General features: G+C 68.2%; 15 protein-coding genes. 13 read left to right on the top strand and 2 right to left on the bottom strand.

Annotated features, from left to right (window positions below):
- Positions 1-9: 9 nt before the first annotated feature.
- On the top strand, positions 10-2,850 hold the full coding sequence (locus ACF1FZ_RS31395) for a LuxR C-terminal-related transcriptional regulator (protein WP_391776772.1): 2,841 nt from the start codon (positions 10-12) through the stop codon (positions 2,848-2,850).
- A gap of 50 nt (positions 2,851-2,900) precedes the next feature.
- Here the strand turns inward: ACF1FZ_RS31395 and ACF1FZ_RS31390 are convergent, their stop codons facing one another.
- Both ACF1FZ_RS31390 and ACF1FZ_RS31385 read right to left on the bottom strand, forming a co-directional pair.
- On the bottom strand, positions 2,901-3,452 hold the full coding sequence (locus ACF1FZ_RS31390) for a hypothetical protein (protein WP_391776771.1): 552 nt from the start codon (positions 3,450-3,452) through the stop codon (positions 2,901-2,903).
- Between the two features lie 832 nt (positions 3,453-4,284).
- Positions 4,285-4,410, bottom strand: a complete 126-nt coding sequence (locus ACF1FZ_RS31385; protein ID WP_391776770.1) for a hypothetical protein — start codon at positions 4,408-4,410, stop codon at positions 4,285-4,287.
- A 939-nt stretch (positions 4,411-5,349) separates the two neighbouring features.
- On the opposite strand from ACF1FZ_RS31385, the gene ACF1FZ_RS31380 reads away from it, so the two are divergent.
- The 12 genes from ACF1FZ_RS31380 to ACF1FZ_RS31325 all read left to right on the top strand — a co-directional run bounded on the left by ACF1FZ_RS31380 (position 5,350) and on the right by ACF1FZ_RS31325 (position 17,298).
- Positions 5,350-6,006 carry a Scr1 family TA system antitoxin-like transcriptional regulator gene (locus tag ACF1FZ_RS31380; RefSeq protein WP_391776794.1) on the top strand — a complete coding sequence of 219 codons (657 nt, stop codon included), beginning with the start codon at positions 5,350-5,352 and terminating at the stop codon, positions 6,004-6,006.
- A gap of 29 nt (positions 6,007-6,035) precedes the next feature.
- The gene (locus ACF1FZ_RS31375; RefSeq protein WP_391776769.1) at positions 6,036-6,494 is read left to right on the top strand and encodes a DUF4383 domain-containing protein; all 459 of its coding nucleotides are present in this window, start codon (positions 6,036-6,038) and stop codon (positions 6,492-6,494) included.
- A 762-nt stretch (positions 6,495-7,256) separates the two neighbouring features.
- Positions 7,257-7,430 (top strand): hypothetical protein, encoded by a 174-nt coding sequence (locus tag ACF1FZ_RS31370; protein ID WP_391776768.1) that lies wholly within the window; start codon positions 7,257-7,259, stop codon positions 7,428-7,430.
- Between the two features lie 179 nt (positions 7,431-7,609).
- Positions 7,610-7,789, top strand: coding sequence for a hypothetical protein (locus ACF1FZ_RS31365; RefSeq protein WP_391776767.1), 180 nt, complete (start codon positions 7,610-7,612; stop codon positions 7,787-7,789).
- 818 nt (positions 7,790-8,607) lie between these two features.
- Positions 8,608-9,936, top strand: a complete 1,329-nt coding sequence (locus ACF1FZ_RS31360) for a condensation domain-containing protein (protein WP_391776766.1) — start codon at positions 8,608-8,610, stop codon at positions 9,934-9,936.
- Between the two features lie 154 nt (positions 9,937-10,090).
- Entirely contained in the window at positions 10,091-11,047 is a 957-nt protein-coding gene (locus tag ACF1FZ_RS31355; protein ID WP_391776765.1) for a fatty acid desaturase family protein, read from the top strand.
- A gap of 20 nt (positions 11,048-11,067) precedes the next feature.
- On the top strand, positions 11,068-11,733 hold the full coding sequence (locus ACF1FZ_RS31350; RefSeq protein ID WP_391776764.1) for a GNAT family N-acetyltransferase: 666 nt from the start codon (positions 11,068-11,070) through the stop codon (positions 11,731-11,733).
- The gene (locus tag ACF1FZ_RS31345) at positions 11,705-13,414 is read left to right on the top strand and encodes an aspartate aminotransferase family protein (protein WP_391776763.1); all 1,710 of its coding nucleotides are present in this window, start codon (positions 11,705-11,707) and stop codon (positions 13,412-13,414) included. The genes ACF1FZ_RS31350 and ACF1FZ_RS31345 overlap by 29 nt, the downstream gene beginning before the upstream one ends.
- An 86-nt stretch (positions 13,415-13,500) precedes the next feature.
- Positions 13,501-15,003, top strand: coding sequence for an AMP-binding protein (locus ACF1FZ_RS31340; RefSeq protein WP_391776793.1), 1,503 nt, complete (start codon positions 13,501-13,503; stop codon positions 15,001-15,003).
- Positions 15,000-16,073, top strand: a complete 1,074-nt coding sequence (locus tag ACF1FZ_RS31335; protein WP_391776762.1) for an amidohydrolase family protein — start codon at positions 15,000-15,002, stop codon at positions 16,071-16,073. The genes ACF1FZ_RS31340 and ACF1FZ_RS31335 overlap by 4 nt, the downstream gene beginning before the upstream one ends.
- Complete coding sequence (locus ACF1FZ_RS31330; protein ID WP_391776761.1) at positions 16,070-16,318, top strand: phosphopantetheine-binding protein; 249 nt, start codon at positions 16,070-16,072, stop codon at positions 16,316-16,318. The genes ACF1FZ_RS31335 and ACF1FZ_RS31330 overlap by 4 nt, the downstream gene beginning before the upstream one ends.
- On the top strand, positions 16,315-17,298 hold the full coding sequence (locus ACF1FZ_RS31325; RefSeq protein WP_391776760.1) for an amidohydrolase family protein: 984 nt from the start codon (positions 16,315-16,317) through the stop codon (positions 17,296-17,298). The genes ACF1FZ_RS31330 and ACF1FZ_RS31325 overlap by 4 nt, the downstream gene beginning before the upstream one ends.
- Positions 17,299-17,345 lie beyond the last annotated feature (47 nt).

The following is a 17,345-nucleotide window of genomic DNA, read 5'->3' as shown; positions in this document are numbered from 1 at the left end:
CGACTTGTCGTGTGTGAACGGGCGTGGGAAGGACGGTTCGCGAACGCGTTGACCGGCGTCGGCTCCCCCGCCCTGTTGCTCGTGGCGGGATCCGCCGGTATGGGGAAGAGCCGACTGGCACACCGCTTGGCGCGGTTGCCGCAGGCACAGGCCGTAGTACAGCTGATCGTTTCCTTCCGAGCGTCCGGCGCCCTTGTCGTGTCCGATCCGGCGAGCCGGAACACCCGGGACAGTGGTCGGCCGGTACCCGGGAGACCGCTTCAGGCAGGTCCGACGACACTCGCGGCCCCGGTCCCACGTAGGGAAGGAACCGCTGGGACGAGGACGGCCGCCGGCCAGGCCCTGGCTGCGGCGCTCGCGTCGGCCCAGCCGGTTCTCCTTGTGGCCGAAGACGTCCATCATGCGGATGAGAGCTGTCTTCACGTACTGCGGGGGCTATTGCGCGAACCCGCGGAACGGTTCGCCGCCGTGCTGACCTACCGGCCCGAGCGTCTCGTCAGACCGGGGCTTCCGCTGGGACGGGCGGTGGACTACCCGGCGAGTCTGTCGGTGACACAGTGGTGGCTGAGGCCGTTGGATGAGGAGGGCGTACGCGCCGTCGCAGAGGAGCGGCTGGGTGCCGAACACTGTTCGGCGGAGCTCGCCGTCAGGCTGCGTCAACGCTCCGCCGGGGTCCCGCAGGTGCTTGTCGACCTGCTGGGCATGCTGCAGGACGCGGGCGGCGGGCGGCGGCACCTCACGCTCCGAGAAGTGGACGAGGTGGGCGTTCCGGTCCGGCTGGCCGAGTCGGTCCTCGCCAAAGTGGAGGGGCTGGCCAGCTCGTATCGCCCGATCGTCCGGGCGGCTGCGGTGCTCGGCCGGCCGGCGAGCGCGACCGACCTGGCCGCGGTCGCCGAGCTCTCGGAGGAGGACGGACGGGAGGCACTCATCGCGGCGTTGGCCGTGTCGGCCCTGCGGGAGACGCAAGAGAGCCGGTACGGCTTCGCCGTACCCCTGGAGGCGTCGGCTGTGTACGGGAGCCTGCCCGGGCCACTCCGCGAGCACCTGCACCACAGGGCGGCGGTCACACTCATGACCAGCGAACCGGTTCCGTGGGCGCGCGTCGCTCGCCACTGGCGAGGCTGTGGCCGTACGGAGGAGTGGTTGCACGCCACGGAACGCGTTGCCGCCGGGGCCAGCGGTGGCACCATCACCGAGGACGAGGTCGCCGTCGCCTTGCTGGAACAGGCGTTGGACGAAGGTGGTGGTCCACCGCAGAGGCGCGCGCGGCTGGCGCTCGCCCTGGCCAGGGGAGCCACCCTCGGCCTGCGCACGCAGGAGACCGTCACGATTTTGCAGAGGGTCGTCGACGATGCCTCGCTTCCCTCTGTGGTCAGGGGCGAGATACGTCTCGAGTTGGGCCTGTTGCTGCACAACCAGAAGCGGCGATTCCACGAAGGACGGCAGCAGGTACGCCACGCTGTCGATGAGTTGCACGAACGACCCGAACTGGCGACCGCGGCCCTGGTGGCACTGGCGAACCCGTTCTTCCCAGGGTCCTCCCTCTCCGAGAACCGTGTCTGGCTGCAACGGGCGGAGGAGACAGCTCTCGCCTCCCAGGACGAGGTGGCACGCACGGCGGCCATCGCGAGCCGGGCCACCCTTGCCGCGATCTCCGGTGATCCCGGGGCATGGCGGCTGGTCGAGCGTCTGCCCCGGAACGACTCCGCCCTGCTCGGCCGGCAGCAGGTGGCACGGGCGCTGTGCAACACCGCGAGTGGCGCGGTGCACCTCGGTCATCATCAACGGGGCGTTCGACTACTCGAAGAGGGACTGCAGTTGGCGGCTCGCAATGACGCGCCGTTTCTGGCACGCGTAGGCAACGGCACCGCCCTCCACCACGCTTGGCTCACGGGTTCCTGGGAAGGACTCGCGGAACGGTGTACGGCGATGGTCGCGGAAGACGGCACCGCGAACGAAGCTCGTACGGTGCTGGCCTTGCTGGCCCTGGCCAGGGGTGAATGGACCGCGGCGCGCGCATGGCTCCCCCCCGGTGCGCCCCCTTCCTTCGACGGTTGCGAGGTCCCCGTGGCAGCCACAGCGGCCGGCACCCACATACGGCTGCTGCTCCTCCAGGAGGAGGCCGAAGCAGCCGCGTCAGCTGCGGCATCGGCCTGGGCGTGGCTCCGCAGGAAGGGCGTGTGGGTCTGGGGCGCGGAGCTGGCTCCTTGGGCGGTGGAGGCCCATATCCGCGCCGGCGGGCAGGACGCGGCGCGGAAGCTGGCTGCCGAGTTCGCCGGCGGGCTGACGGGGCGGGACGCGCCCACCGCAGCCGCGGCTCTGCTGTGGTGCCGGGCGATTCTCTCTGAGGCGGACGGAGAGGCGGAAGAGGCGTCCGCACATTTCCGGGCGTCCAGCACGGCTTACGCACGACTTCCCTACCCCTATGCACAGGCTCAGACGGCCGAGGGTGCCGGCCGGTGCGCCTTGCTGATGGACAGCGGGAAGGGCGCATCCTCAGCAGAACTCGTTACTGCTGTCGGCCTGTTCGAGCAGCTGGGAGCGTCCTGGGACGCCGCCCGCGCCCGGTCGGCGCTTCGGGCTCACCGGCCCCCGGCCGGACGTCGGCCACGAGGGCGGCCGGCGTACGCGGAGAGGTTGTCCCCCCGCGAGGCCGAGGTGGCGGAACTCGCGGGCAGCGGCCTGACCAATCGGCAGATCGCGGCGACACTGTACCTGTCGCCGCGTACCGTGGAGCATCATGTCTCACGGGCGATGCGCAAACTGGGTGTCGGTTTCCGTAAGGAACTGGCGGACCACGTGCCGCGCGGACGTTCATACCGCGGCGCCCGTGAACCGACCGAGGACTGACGCACCGGAACGGGCCGGGCACTTCCGCGCCCGGCCCCCGGTGTGACTGGTCAGCAGACCGTCGGCCGCATGACCTCGTAGGCGCTCGCCCAGTTCATGCAGCCCGCAGCGGAGTGCGGGTGCCACTCGTGCCCGAATTCGTGCGCGGCGAGCAAGGCGAAGTCAGGGACCTGAGTGGAAAGCATGATTATCTGCCCCGGACCGAAGTTGCACCCGACCGCGTTGACACCGAAGCAATCGATGTAGCCGTTGGTGCACTCCACCGGCTTGCCGCTGCCCGGTGTTTCGGTGGCACCCTCCCAGTAGCCGGCACCCTGGCGGATGGGGGCCGCGAGATTGGCACACGAGGGCATGATCTGGTACCCCCAGGCCGTCGCCTGCACCCGCTCACCCCTCTTGTGTGCGGGGGCGACACCGTCGGCGAGCTCGCCGTTCCCGGCCTCTCCGGCGTCAGCGGGGGGCGTCAGGACCCGCTCGGTTTCGACGACAGCCGAAGAAGTGGAGCCGACGTTCTCGCTGGCACTGGCCGTGAGTGGGCAGAGGGTGATTACGGCGAACACCAGGGCGGTGGCCGCAGCGAATCTGCTCATCATTGCGCGCATGACCGAACCTCTCGAACGGGATGTGTCGGGAACGTGCATCAGCAGATGCGCGCCCGCGACGAACACCATGTAGGGGGACGAGCGGGTGGGAAGCACCGGCTCGCATGGTCCATCAGGCGAAAAGTTACTGGTGCGGAACCCGCGCGCCTATACGGACTGGAGAGGTCACGGATACCCAAACAACAACCGCGACGGTCCGGTGGACGGCACCTTCGACCGCTGAACAACGGAGGCGTCAGCGCGAGCGGTGCAGAGCACGCCCGCGTCGCGCGGGGCGGGGACGGCAACGAGGGCGTCACGCGTCTCGCTCACACCATGGGATTCGACGCGATTCCCGCGCTCAGGCCTTCGATCAGGGGCTTGATCTCGTCACCCGGCACACGTGCGCGGCGAGGCTCGACAAGGCATGCAAGACCCCCGCCCGGCTTCCGAGGCGACGACTTCATCGACGCACAGAGCATGAGGGCTTGATCCGCTTTGACGGACCTCCGGGATCAGGGGTTCAGTCCCAGGTGGATGTCCATCATGGAGAACACGGGGAAGAAGAGGCCTCGGCGTCCTCGTCGTTCTTTCACGCCGCAACCTGTCACCACGACCCCCGATACCAGGGCGGCCTTGTGTCCGACCTCGTCGTCCGGGCCTCCCGGCCCCACCGGACTCGATGCTCGCCGGCGCGGCGACATCACCTGCATCCCGGCCGATGAGGGCCGGCTCTCCCCGGCCACGGTCATCGACATCGCCTCCCGGCGCGTGGCCGGCCGGGCAACCACCGCTCACCTGCGAACCGATCTGGTGGCCGACGTGCAGCCTGTCGCCAGACCCGTTCACGGACTCAGGGCTGCCGGTCCTTGCGGACTTCGCCGACGAGGTCAGGGCGGGTCCGGCGGATCTGACTCCTGAGGGAGTGCTCGACGGCGCGCCGGGAGATGCCCAGGCACTGGGCGATGGTGCGGGGCACGCTTCACGAGGAACGGGCCTGGGCTCCGGCCGTAGCGGGTATCGGGCAGGTGAGCGTCGCGCCCGCGGCCTGCTTGAGGCCGTTGCCGATGATGCCCGCAGCTGGGCTCCTTCCGGGGCCAGGGAGTGGTGGTCAGCTGGGCGGCGCCGGGCGCGGGTGCGTGGCGGCGGATGGACAGGCGGTGCACGACGCGGTCGGCTCCGGCCATAAGGCCGGGACGGGGATTCCGTAGTGGGCGGCCAGCCGGCCTCCGCCGGCCGGCAGGTCCTCGGACTCACCCCCCGGGGAGGAGCGCCCAAGGCCGGGACGATCCACGACATGGAGGTCACGCCGGCTGCCAGGATCCCGTGCCGGGTATCTACATTTCCGAGCGAGGAGCTGGAGGGCCGCCCCCTCGCCACTTCCTCGTCATTCTGAACACTCCCGACGGTCCTACCGTCTCGCCGCACGGCAAGACCGGTGTAAGACAACTTGCCAGAGCCGGCAGAATTTCCCTTGCCGCGTCTCCGACATCGAACCCGAGCAGTTCGTTGTCAACGTTGAGGTCCGCTCCCGGTGCTGCACCTGGCAGGCCGTTTTGTGACGGAGCATCGACGGCCAGCAGGGACTATCAAGATCGACGACAACATCGCAACCTTTCCCCTCACAACTCCCACCGCGTCGACCGGACGGTACCCGTTGGGAAGGACCGCCGTTCCCCGCTCCGGCGAATTGATACTGCGGCATCACTTTTCGCGAATCCGGCAGTGATCTGCTCCCCCACGGCGTGGCGCCTGATCAACAATGTGAGTGCCATGACAATCTACGGGCCAGCACGATGGCGTGGGAGCCGGAGGTACACCGCTCGTGGCGGCGAACATCAACCCCACCCCCAGCAGGCGCCGCCTCGGGGCCGGGCTGCGCCGGCCTCATCTTGCCGGCGGCCCGGAGAACGCCCACATGGCCGAATGCCTCACGGTCTCCCAGCCCAGGATCAGTCACTCGGGGAACGGAGGCCGCGTCGTCAAGCCTCGCGACGTGCGCACCCTCCGGAGTGGCGGACCAGAAGATCATCAACGTCCTGTTCCGCATGGTCCGGGAATCCGGGCAGCAGGGCTGGTGGCGCGCCTATGGCGGCATCCCCCGGAGGGCTTATACCGCCCTCGACACAGATGCCGCCTCCTTGCGAACCTACGAGCCTCTCGTACCCCTTGGGCTGCGCAGACTCTCGCCCACACCCACACCCACACGGTCATCGGGGCGACGACTCCCTCGCTACACCGCAGAAAAGACCGGCACGCGGCTCGAAGTACGGCTGTGCCGGCAGCACGGATCCACGATCCGGCATGCCCGCCGCGCCTGCGCGCCGTCCCGGACGAAGCGGCACTGCGCCGCGTGATCGGCGGCCCCCACATCATGCGTGAACAACTGGATCACCTGAACGCCCCCGGCGCCCAGCCGCACATCAGCGTGCAGGTCCTCCCCCTGTGCCGCAGGTACCCCTCCGGGCCTGTCAGGACAGTCCTCCATTCCGGTCTACTTCAAGTGGCGGGCGTGGGATATCGAAGAGATAAAGAGGGTACACGGCATTCCGGCCCCGCAGGAGCGGGGCGGTGATCCCCCTAAATGATGGGAAGCGCTACCACATGACTACCGCACACACTCCGGCTTCCTCCGCGAAAAGCCCCGTGCAGAAGGCCGCACTGCTGGTGGGCGCCGTCTTCCTCCTGGTGGGCATCCTCGGATTCATTCCGGGCATCACGAGCGACTACGACACGATGAAGTTCGCCGAGCACCATTCCGAGGCGAAACTCCTGGGCGTGTTCCAGGTGTCGATCCTGCACAACATCGTCCACCTGCTGTTCGGCATCGCCGGAATCGCCATGTCCCGCACCGCCTCCACCGCGCGCACCTATCTCCTGGCCGGCGGAGCCGTCTACCTCGTGTTGTGGCTCTACGGACTGTTCATCGACCGCGACAGCGCCGCGAACTTCGTCCCCGTCAACACCGCCGACAACTGGCTCCACTTCTTCCTCGGCCTCGGCATGATCGCCCTGGGCGCCCTCCTGGGCCGCGCCACCACCCGCGCTCACCACAGCCGTTGACATAGGACCACGGTCACCTGGCCCGCGCAGCCGACCGGCGGCGGGCCGAGAACACCCCGGGACAGGAACGGCAGGACTCCTGGCAGGTGAGGGTTTCCTGCCAGGGGCCTTGCATGCTTCGGGTCTGTCAAACGATTGGCTCTGTCTCACATTCGACGGTAACGGATCGTGAAAGTTGAGCATCTCTACCCACGAGGAGTGAGACCGGCGCTCCGGCCTGGATGTTTCGCGGCAGCCAGCATCGCACCGGTTCCCCGGCCTCGTCGCGTCGGACCCTCACGACCCGATCCCGGGAAGGCCGGCTGCGGGAGCGCAGCCCTGTGGTTTCGTGACCGAAGGCCTGTCCGTCGCCATCATCACCGGATGTGAGACAGAGCCGAACGTTTTACGGTCCCGCCGACACCCTCCTCAGCGCTCGCGAGCCGCATCGCTGCGAGAACGCATTCAGCCAGTGGTGCGGGCGGCCTATGAGCGAGTTCCGAAACGTGCCTGCCAGATGCTGCGAAGCCCGGAGGTTTCCGCGTCCCCGGCCCGCTCCCTGGTCCGGCGACGCCGGATCTTCCACGCCGACGGCAGCAGTCGCGACCCCAGGCGCTTGCGAATCCCTTCACGGGACTGCGGCTTCAGCCCCGAGGAGGTCCTGCAGTTGCTGTCGCGGGTATGGTTCGACGGCCGTCTCGCACGTTTCATCCACCACATGCTGCAGGCCGGCAGCCGGACACTATGCCACCTGCGGCGAACAGCGTCCTGAAGCTGATGGGGATGACCACTGACGGTACCTGGGCGGAATACGCCGAGACCCTGGGCGTGCCGCGCGGCAGTGCCACCGGGACACTCTCCATACTCGACGGGGCGATGACCAGCAATCCGTGGGAGGGGTCCGAAGCCGGCGCCGAACGGATTGGCGCCGAGCTCGACAGCACTCCGATCGGGTGAAATACGGCACGACGGCGTCGGGCCATGGCCATCTGCGGATGCCGACGCCTGATAGGCCCGAGCTGTGCAACGGCGCTCCCGAACCCGGCCGCCCGGCTCGGCAAGGTCCTGGCCTTGCCGCGGCTCCTGTCCGGGCTGAAGTCACCCGGTCCCAGCGTCGCAACCTTCCTCTTCCCGTCGTGGCGGCTCTTGCCGCCCGGCACAGGAAGCCGCTGATCGACCAGGCCACCCAGTTCCTCGCCCCGGTCCGCCAGAAGACCGGGCGCCTCGGACTCCGCCGCCGGCCCGGCCTGTACCCCGCCACCCTCACCGCGCGGTGTGGTGCGGCAGGAACGGCTCGCACCAACTCCCTTTCCTGATCAGCGGGATCGCCACGCGTCGAACCGGGCTCCTACCCGCCCCGACCGACTCGGGGCAACCAACTACGTCCGCACAGCACGCTCAAACAACTCCAGCGGGTATTCCCTCCATACGTCCAGGGTCGGATTTCCTCCCATGAACGCTATCCGCCTCTCCGCCTTCCGCATCTCGGGGGCCTCGAACAGGTGGCCGTGAGCAGTGCGGTCATGCCCAGAAGGCGCTCTTGGCTGCGACCCACTCGTGCTCGCGCCGCGCCTTCATATCCACTGTCAAGATGGCCTTGACGGAACTGGCCAGCTCATCACCGACCGGCGAGCTGGCGACGAAGTCCCCCGGCGGACGCCGCCGGCCCCGCTGCTACCAGCCGTCTCATCCCGACCGCCAACTACCCATGGGTGAGCGGGACGTCCCGATCCTCGGCCGCACGAAGCAGGTTGGGCCACACCAGCCACTCTGGCGAATCAAGCAACGGCGTTCCCGTGACCAGCGGATCTTCCGCACCCCTTAGCGCACAGTGAGCAAATTTGCCCACATCCCACCCTGTCTCGATAACAACCTTAGCTAATTATTGACGCTTGAGGCCATCTCGTTGCGTGTGTAGCGTCGCTCAGGTCGACCGATGAACGTCATTTTCGGGCCACGAGATGATCGATATCCGGAATGTCCACGGCGCTATCCGGCACGCCAATCAGCCATGGCCACCGACGTGACATCCATGCCGGTCACCCCTCCTGCCGAAAAGAGTGCATCCAGTAAATTTTCCCTCTCCCGCTCCTGAATATTTCCGGCTTGTCCCACATCAGAGAAGGGACGCACGGTGCACGCACCTCACGGGGAATATTTTCCGCTGCTCACCGCACAGTCGAGAACCTGGAATGCGCAGATCGGCGACCTCACCAATCCCGTCTTCTCCATCTGTGACTACTTGGAAATCCGCGGCCCAGTGAACCCCGATCTCCTGCGTGCCGCACATCTGCAAGTCGAGCGCGAAGCCGACGCACTGCGCCTGGGGATCATCACGGTGGAAGGCGAGCACCGCCAATTCGTGCACCCGGACCCGACTCCCTTGCGATGGGTCGACCTGAGTGCACGGAATGATCCCGCTGCGGCGGCTGCGGCGTGGATGGCGGAGGACGTCCACCGTCCGGTGGATCCGCTGAGGCTGTGCGGTGCTGCCGTCATCAAGACGGCGGACGACCGTTTCCTGCTGTACTGGAAGGTCCACCACGCCGTCGTCGACGGCTGGAGCCTCGCGCTGATCTTCAACCGCACGGCAGTCGTCTACAACGCCCTGTCGGAGGGGCGGAATCACGAGAAGGGAATGCTGCAGCCCTTCGAGCGACTGCGGGAGAGCGAGGCCGCGTATGGGGAGGGGAAACGTTTTTTCGCAGATCGGGCACACTGGCACAGCAAACTGGCGAACCACCCGGAGCCCATCGGGCCGTCCCGTCGCCGTGCCCAAGTCACCGCAGGTCGGCGGCTTCGGCACGAGCTGACGCCCGACCGGGTCGCCCGCCTGGGGGAGGTTGCGGACGGTCTGGGCGTGACCTGGTCCGATCTGGCCATCAGCACGGTGGCCGCGTACGTGGGCAGCGCGGCCCGGGCGCCCGAAGTGCTCCTCGGGCTCCCGACAGCCGGCCGGCTGAGTCCGCAGGTGCGCAACGCCGTCGGCATGGCGATGAACATCCTGCCGCTACGGGTTCCCTTTGACGACGGATCATCCCTGGTCGGTCACGCACAACGCGTCTCGCGCGAAGTACGTGAACTCCTGTTGCACTCACGCTATCCCACAGCCGAGCTGTCGCGGGAGATCACCGAACAGGGCGGCAGCGGACGGTTGTGGGCCGCAATGGTCAACGTCATGCTGTTCGACCACCGGCTGGACTTCGCGGGAGTCCCGGCGATCCAGCACACGGTTTCGATCCCCCTCACCGTCGACATGACGGTGTACCTGATCCAGATCGCGTCCGACGGGACCATGGAAATCATTCTCGACACCCACCCCGACCTCTACAGCGCACCGGAGAGCGAGGTACATCTGACAGGGCTGCTGTCGATGTTCGACGCGATCGAGAAGGCCGGTCCGCACACGCCGCTCCGCTCACTGTGCCCCGGGCCCGAGTGGCCCCGTGCGTCGACGGGTTGACCACGCGCCGGCCCGAGCAGAGCCGGAACGGCGAACCAGGCCTGACCAGATCCGGTCCAGACCAGGTCGAGGGCGGTGTGTCACGAACACATCCTGCCCGCACGCGCCCCCGGCGTTACGCACCTTGCGTCGTAATCGGAAAGGAGGCAGGAGCGTGGACGCGTCCGCAGGTGAGACGGCAGTCCCCCGTTCGTCCCGGCATCAGGAGGCCGCTGATCTCAAAGCAACGCTGAAACACCTGCGCACCGAGCCCCGGGGCTGGGTGTTCTCTCTCAAGCTGGCACTGTGCGCCACCCTCACCGGCGCGGGTGTCGCGCTTGCGCTTCAGTCCGTGCTCTGGTGCCGGATCGTCGGAGTGGTCCTGATCGGCGCCATGTTCGCACACGCCGCGGAGCTCCAGCACGAGACGCTGCACAATCTGGCCTATCGCAACCGCCGGGCGAACACCGTCTCCGGCATCGTCCTCGGGTTGCCGATGCTCATCTCCTTCGCTGCCTACCGGGCCACCCACATGCGCCACCACCGCGATCTGGGAACCCCGCTGAACCGTGAGTTCTTCGACTACGGCGACCAGTACGGCGCGAAGGGGGACCGGTCGCGACTGGCTGTCGGTTTCGACTGGGCCGTCCGTTTCTCCATGGCCCACCATTACGCATTCTTCGTCGCAAATCTCGGCCGCTCGCTGCTGGGCCGGGATTTCCCCGATGAGAATGCCGTGGTGTCCGGCAGGATCCGGCGGGACCACCTTCTTGCGGTGGTTGTCATTGCCGGGCTGGGCGCACTGACCTGGTGGACAGGTTCCGCCGTCATCCTCTGGGTGTGGCTGCTGCCGCTTCTGCTCGTCGCCGCTCCGGCGCACGCGGTGATCGAACTTCCCGAGCACTACCGGTGCGAGACCCTCGACAAGGACCCGTTCGCCAATACCCGGACGATACGTTCCAACCGGATCACCATGTGGTTCACAAATGGCAACAACTACCACGTCGAACACCACTTGATGCCGAATCTTCCGATCGAACGACTGCCCGTTCTCCACGCCGAAGTCCGAGATCGGATCCGTTACTTCCACAGCGGATATCTCGATTTTTTCGCAAAGCTGCTCCGCAAGTGATCCGAAAAGGGGTGAAGGTCGTGGATGTTGCTTATCGAATAGCCCGGACGGACGCCGAGCGAGCCGATGTGATCCTGCTGCGTGACGCCGTCTACGTACGGGATCAGGGCCGGCTCGCCGACACGGCCGACACGGCCGCCACCTTCGACCGCTTCGACGGGACGGCCGAATACATCGTCGGCTACCTCGACGGCGCGCCGGTGGGCACCGTCAAGGTCATTCCGGACTCACCGTCGGGGCTGCCCTGCGACGACACCGTCGACCTTTCCCCGCTGCGGCCGGGCAACCGGCTGGTGGAGTTCGGCCACCTGATGACCCTGCCGAAGCTCCGGCACCAGGAGATAGGCATGGCGCTCATGCGCCAGGCACTGGTCCACGGCGTCCGCGCGCACGGGGCGACGCACATCATCGGTGATTTCTTCGTCGACGACTCGGGCGGCCTGCGCAGCTTCTACCAGGACATCGGCTTCGTGGCACTCGGCGAGCCGTACACGGACGAACGCTTCCGGGGTGCGCCGCTCAGCCTGGTGGCGGCCCTGGACGTACTCGAAGCCGCACGGGCGGCGCGCGATGACGTACACCGCGGCAATCGGGTGCTGCAGTACTTCTTCGGCGACTACGACAGCTACGCGTCCGCCGATCCGAAGGAGGCCGTCCATGCGCACCCGGCGCCAGCGGCTGGCTGAACTGAAGGCGGCACACAACCACCCCACCTACGCCAAGATGGCGTTCGTCATGGGCTGCAAGGTCCAGGACCGGGGCGAGGGGAGCCGCGTGAGCGACGACGAGGGACGGTCGTTCCTCGCGATGTTCGACCAGTACGGCAACCAGTCCTTCGGCTACTCCCATCCGCGTATCGTCGCGGCCGTACGGGAACAGCTCGACACCGGGGTGCTCAACAGCACCAAGATCATGTTCGAGGACGTGCAGATACGGCTCTCCGAGCGGCTCGCGCAGCTCACCGGGCAGCGTCTGCCGTACTCGTACCTGGCCAACGGCGGCGGGGAGACGATCGACAACGCGCTGAAACTGGCCCGTGCCGCGACCGGCCGCCCCGGTGTCATCAGTGCCCGCGGCTGCTTCCACGGCAAGACCTTCGCCACCCTCAGTGCCTCCAACCGCCCCGAGCACCGCGCGCACCTGGCCCCGTTCATGGAGCACTTCCAGCAGGTGGCCTTCGGTGACACGGCCGAGCTGGCCGCCGCGCTGGACGACTCGGTCGGCGCGGTTCTGCTGGAACCCGTACAGGCGGAGGCCGGGGTGATCGTGCCGCCGCCCGGCTACCTGCAAGAGGTGCGCAGGCTGTGCACCGAGGCGGGGGCCCTCCTCATCCTCGACGAGATGCAGACGGCCTTCGGACGGTGCGGGACCTTCTTCGCTCACGAGCAGTTCGGCATCGTCCCCGACCTGGTGTGCGTGGGCAAGGCGTTCGGCGGCGGTGTGCTGCCCGTCTCGGCGGTGCTGGGCACCGAGGAGGTGTGGGGGGTGCTGCGGGAGCTGCCCTCGACGTTCGGGTCCAGCCTGGGCGGCAACCCGTTGTCGTGCCGGGTAGGCCTGGAGAGTGTCACCATCGCCTCGGACCCCCTTTTCCTCGACGGAGTGCGGGAAAGGGCGAAGACGATCGGGCAGCGGCTGGCTGCGGCTGCGGAGCGGCACCCCGGCGTGGTCGCCGCGCACCGCGGTGTGGGCATGATGCACGGCCTGGAATTCCACGATCAGGCCGTGGCCGGTCTCGTCCTGGGACGGCTGCTGGAAGAGGGCATCACGTCCACGTACTCGCTGTACAACCCGAGGGTGCTGCGGGTCCAACCTCCCATGGTCATCAGTGCGGACGAGCTCGGTCACTGCCTGTCGGTCCTCGACACCCTCCTGGCGGAGGCCGACGCGCATCTACGTGCTGTCGGGGAGGGACGTGCCGACGGCTCCGGCGCCGAACTGTCCCCGCTCATCCGCACCGTGTCGCTGCCGCACCCGGCCCACGAGGTGCTGGAACTCCTGCACGTGCGGCCCCGCATCCTGGATCCCTTCGCCACTGCCGAGACCGGTCCGGCGGGGTACGACGCGGAGTTCGCCGGCCGGCTCGGGGCGGATGCCGTGGTCTGGGCCGACCGTGCGGAGACCACCGCCCGGGGTGTCCGGCTGAGCGCCGAGGCCGGCTGGCTGTGGCGCACCCTCTGCCGCGAAGTGACGGTCACGCCCGCCACCGACGGCGGCAGCCTCCTGCAGCTGTGCATCACCTGGGACACCGACAGCGGCTCGTACGAGGAACTGCTCGGCGGTCGCATCGGTTTCCTGGCCGGCCGGGCGCTGACCGAGTGTGTCGCAGCCCTGCGATCCGCGCTCGGGTCCGTGCGGGAGACCGTGTGAGCCGCGAGCAGCCCCCTGCGAACACCCCGGACGACGAGACGGCAACAGCGGCAACAGCGGCAACGAAAGGCGAACCCGAAGTGAGCATGACCCTGCACGACCTCACGAACCGGTACGGCGGCCACACGGGCGCCCGCGTGGTGGAGATCGACGTCTCGGGCGGCCGCCGGGAGATGACGCAGAGCGAGCTGCACGCCCTGGCGACCGACCGGGCCGGGCAGCTGGCCGCCGCGGGCATACGGCGGGGCCACCTGGTCGGGATCAAGGCGGGCAACAGCATCGACTGGCTGGCCTGGGACCTCGCGGCACTGGCCACCGGTGCCCTGCTCAAGGCGTTCCCGGACTCCACGGAGGTGGCCGACCCTGCGGAGTTCGCCGCCCGGCACGGCCTGGCACTGCTGATAGCGGACGACTCCGTACCGCTCACGGCACCCACCGTGATCCGGCCCGACGGCGTCCCCGGGGAGAACGTGGTGCCGCCGAGTGCCGAGGTGTACGACCGGGAAGACGTGCACAGCCTGGTCTACTCCTCGGGCACATCGGGCCGGCTCAAGGGACTTCAGATCAGTGCGAGCGGTACCGACTACGTCATCAACCGCTTCATCGACAGCTTCCGGCTGACCGCCGAGGACCGGCACCTGATCTTCCTGCCGCTCTCCAACTACCAGCAGCGGTTGTCGGTCTACTGCTGCCTGTGGCTCGGGGCGGATCTGGTGCTCGCCCCGTACCAGCGTGTTTTCCAGGCACTGCGCAAGGAACAGCCGACCTTCCTGATCGGCCCGCCCGTCTTCTACGACACCGCACTGCAACTCAGTGCCTCGAGCAGCGCGGACACCACCCTGGGCGACTTCCTCGGCGGACGCATCCGCTTCCTGATCACGGGGATGGCGCCGATCCGGCGTGAAACCCTCGAAGGGTACTGGAAGCAGGATGTCCGGCTCCTCGAGGCGTACGGGCTGACAGAGACCGGCATGGTCGCCTGGAACACCCAGGACGCCTGCCGGCTCGGCTCCGTCGGCAAGCTGATCGACCCGGACGCGGTGATCTTCCTGGACGACGGGGAGGTGGTCATCAAACGCCCGGCGCCGCTGAGCCGGGGCTACTTCGACACCGGCGACGGCTCGCCCGAAGACTGCTTCCGTCCCGACGGCTCCATCCTGACCGGTGATTACGGGCGGCTGGACGAGGATGGGTACCTCAGCCTGATCGGCCGTAAGAAGGACGTCATCGTGCTCGGCAGCGGGCGCAAGGTGCACCCTGCCGAGATCGAGAGTGCGTTCGTGTCCGTCGAGGGCCTCAGCGAGATCATCGTGGTGCCGACTTCGCAGTCGGCCAGGCTCGGCGCGATCATCACCCCGACCGACCCTGAGGACGCCGCCCTGCGCACACAGCTCCGCAAGCGCATCGAGGAGGTCAACGCGTCGCTTCCGGCCCACGAGCGTGTGATGTCGGTGGTCTTCTCCGAGCGGCCTCTGCGCTCCGACCCCGCCTTCCTGACCGGCAATCTCAAGCTGAGCAGGGTCCGTGCGGCGGAGCACTTCGCCGCCGCGTTCCCCGCCGCGCCCGCAGCGCAGGAGGGGGGCCGGTGAGCGAGGAGCAGGCCGGAACCGCCGGCGACGGCAGGGGGGCCGGGAATTCCGGCCGGCCGCTCGTCGTCGACGCGCAGGTACAGCTCGGCAGCGAACTGGCCATCCCGCGTGCCTTCCTGGAGTACCAGGCTGCAAACGTCCAGCACCGGCTGGCCTCGTACGGACACCGGGTGCGCCCCTCGCGCATCCTGGACCACGTACTCGCCCTCCACCAGGACGACGAGGCCGACAAGCTCGTCGCCGAGATGGACGAGGCGGGCGTCGACCAGGCATTCCTGGTCGTCCCCGACTTCTCCCAGGCGGCGCGGTGCCGCCTGTCCCGTCCCGAACTCGCGGCCTGGCACGACCGGGTAGCCCGCCGCCACCCGGGCCGCTTCCACGTCTTCTGGGGCGTCGACCCGCGTGCCGGCCGGGACGGCATCGACCTCTTCGAACGGTGCGTGACGGAGTACGGCTTCGCCGGGCTGAAGCTGTATCCGCTGTGCGGCTACTCACCCAGCGACCCGCTGCTGGACCCGTACCTCGAGATCTGCGCGCAGTACGGACTGCCCGTCCTCACCCACACGGGTCCCGGCTGGGGTCCCCTGGACTTCTCGTACGGCAGTCCGCTCCTGCTGGACCGGGCGGCCCGTGACTTCCCCCAGGTCGACTTCATCCTGGGGCACGGCGGGGTCACCCACGTCGACGAGGCGACCTATCTGTGCGCCCACCGGCCCAACGTGCACCTGGACATCAGCCAATTCCACTCGGTCCTGGCCGCGGACGGCTGGCAGGCACACCTGAACCGGTTGTTCCGCACAGGGATCTGTCACAAGATCCTTTTCGGCACCTGCTGGCCCTCCTACCGGCTGTCGGAGTCGCTCAGCGGCCTGGTCGGCGCGTTCGCCCAGGGCTCCCCGGCCGTCGCCGGACTGCGGGAGCCCGAGCGACGACTGCTGATGAGCGGTAACAGCCTGCGCCTGATCGGCCGCAGGAAGTCCGTGGGAACCACTGCCGGGGAGCCGCACCGCACCGCACCACAACCACCACCACACGATGCCGCAACGGCGCACAGGAGTGGCCTGAAATGAAGCAGGACAGCGCGGAACTGGAAAAGTCGCTGATCGCATGGGTGGAGGCCTGGAACGCTGGGGAGACACAGACCGTCGTGGACGCGGACACCAATCTCAGCCACACCGGTCTGCTCGACTCCATGGCGGTCGTCGGTCTGATCGCCCACCTGGAGGAAGAGAGCGACACGACCTTCGACTTCGCCACCTTCGACCATAGTGACGGCGTCACCGTCCGGGGTCTCGTCCAGCACTGCGTCGGATGACCACCATCTACGACGGCCACTGTCATGTGGCGTCCACACGCTTCATTCCCCAGGAGTTCGTCGAGGACGTCGCGGGCAACGTCCACCGCAAGCTCTCCGCGAGGGGCGCGGCCCCGTCGGTCGCCCGCATCGCCCGCGGTTACGCCGGCCAGCACCAGGACCACCTGGCCGACGGGCTGGTCGCCGAGATGGACGACGCCGGGATTGCCAGATCGGTGCTGCTGGTACCGGACTTCAGCCTGCGCATGCCCGGCTGCGTGCCGCCCGCCGAGGCGGCCCGGCTCCACCACGAGATCCGTATGCGCCACCCTGACCGCTTCTGGGTCTACATCGGGGTCGATCCGCGGCACGGCCCCGAAGGGGTGCGGGCCTTCGCGCAGGTGGTGGACGAGTACGCCCTGGACGGGGTGAAGCTCTATCCGCCCTGTGGCTATTCGCCTTCCGATCCTGGTCTCTACCCGTACTACGAGATCTGCGCGGCCCTTTCACTGCCCGTGTTCGTACACACCGGGCCCACGGCGGCGAGCCTGGACTACGGGAGCGCGGAACCGCTCAGGATCGACCGGGCGGCCCGCGACTTCCCGCAGGTCGACTTCGTCCTGGGGCACGCGGGGCTGACCCACGTGGACACCGCCGGCTACCTCGCGGCGTACCGGCCCAACGTATACCTGGACATCGGCGGGTTCGCCAGTTCCCCGGCCCTTCCGGACTGGCCGGAGCACCTCAACCGGCTCTTCAGGACGGGCATCAACCACAAGATCATTTTTGGGACGGACTGGCCGTTGGGCCGCATGGGCGGCGGGCTGAAACGCCTGACCGACGAGATCCTGCACGGCCCGACCGTCTTCGCCGAGGTCTCCCGCACCGATCAACGACTCCTCCTGTCCGAGAACCTGCTGCGCGTCCTGGCGCCCGGCAGCCGCCCCGGCGGGTACCCGGCGGCCGCACCGCGGAACGGAGTCGCCGCCGTCGCCGAATGACGACCCGACGGACAGCACAACCCCGCACGCCGGACCGCGCACACGCC

The organism is Streptomyces sp. NPDC014623 (genome assembly GCF_043088245.1).
Taxonomy (GTDB): Bacteria; Actinomycetota; Actinomycetes; order Streptomycetales; family Streptomycetaceae; genus Streptomyces.
Note: the sequence above shows the minus strand (reverse complement) of the source record. Positions and strands in the feature narration are given on the sequence as shown.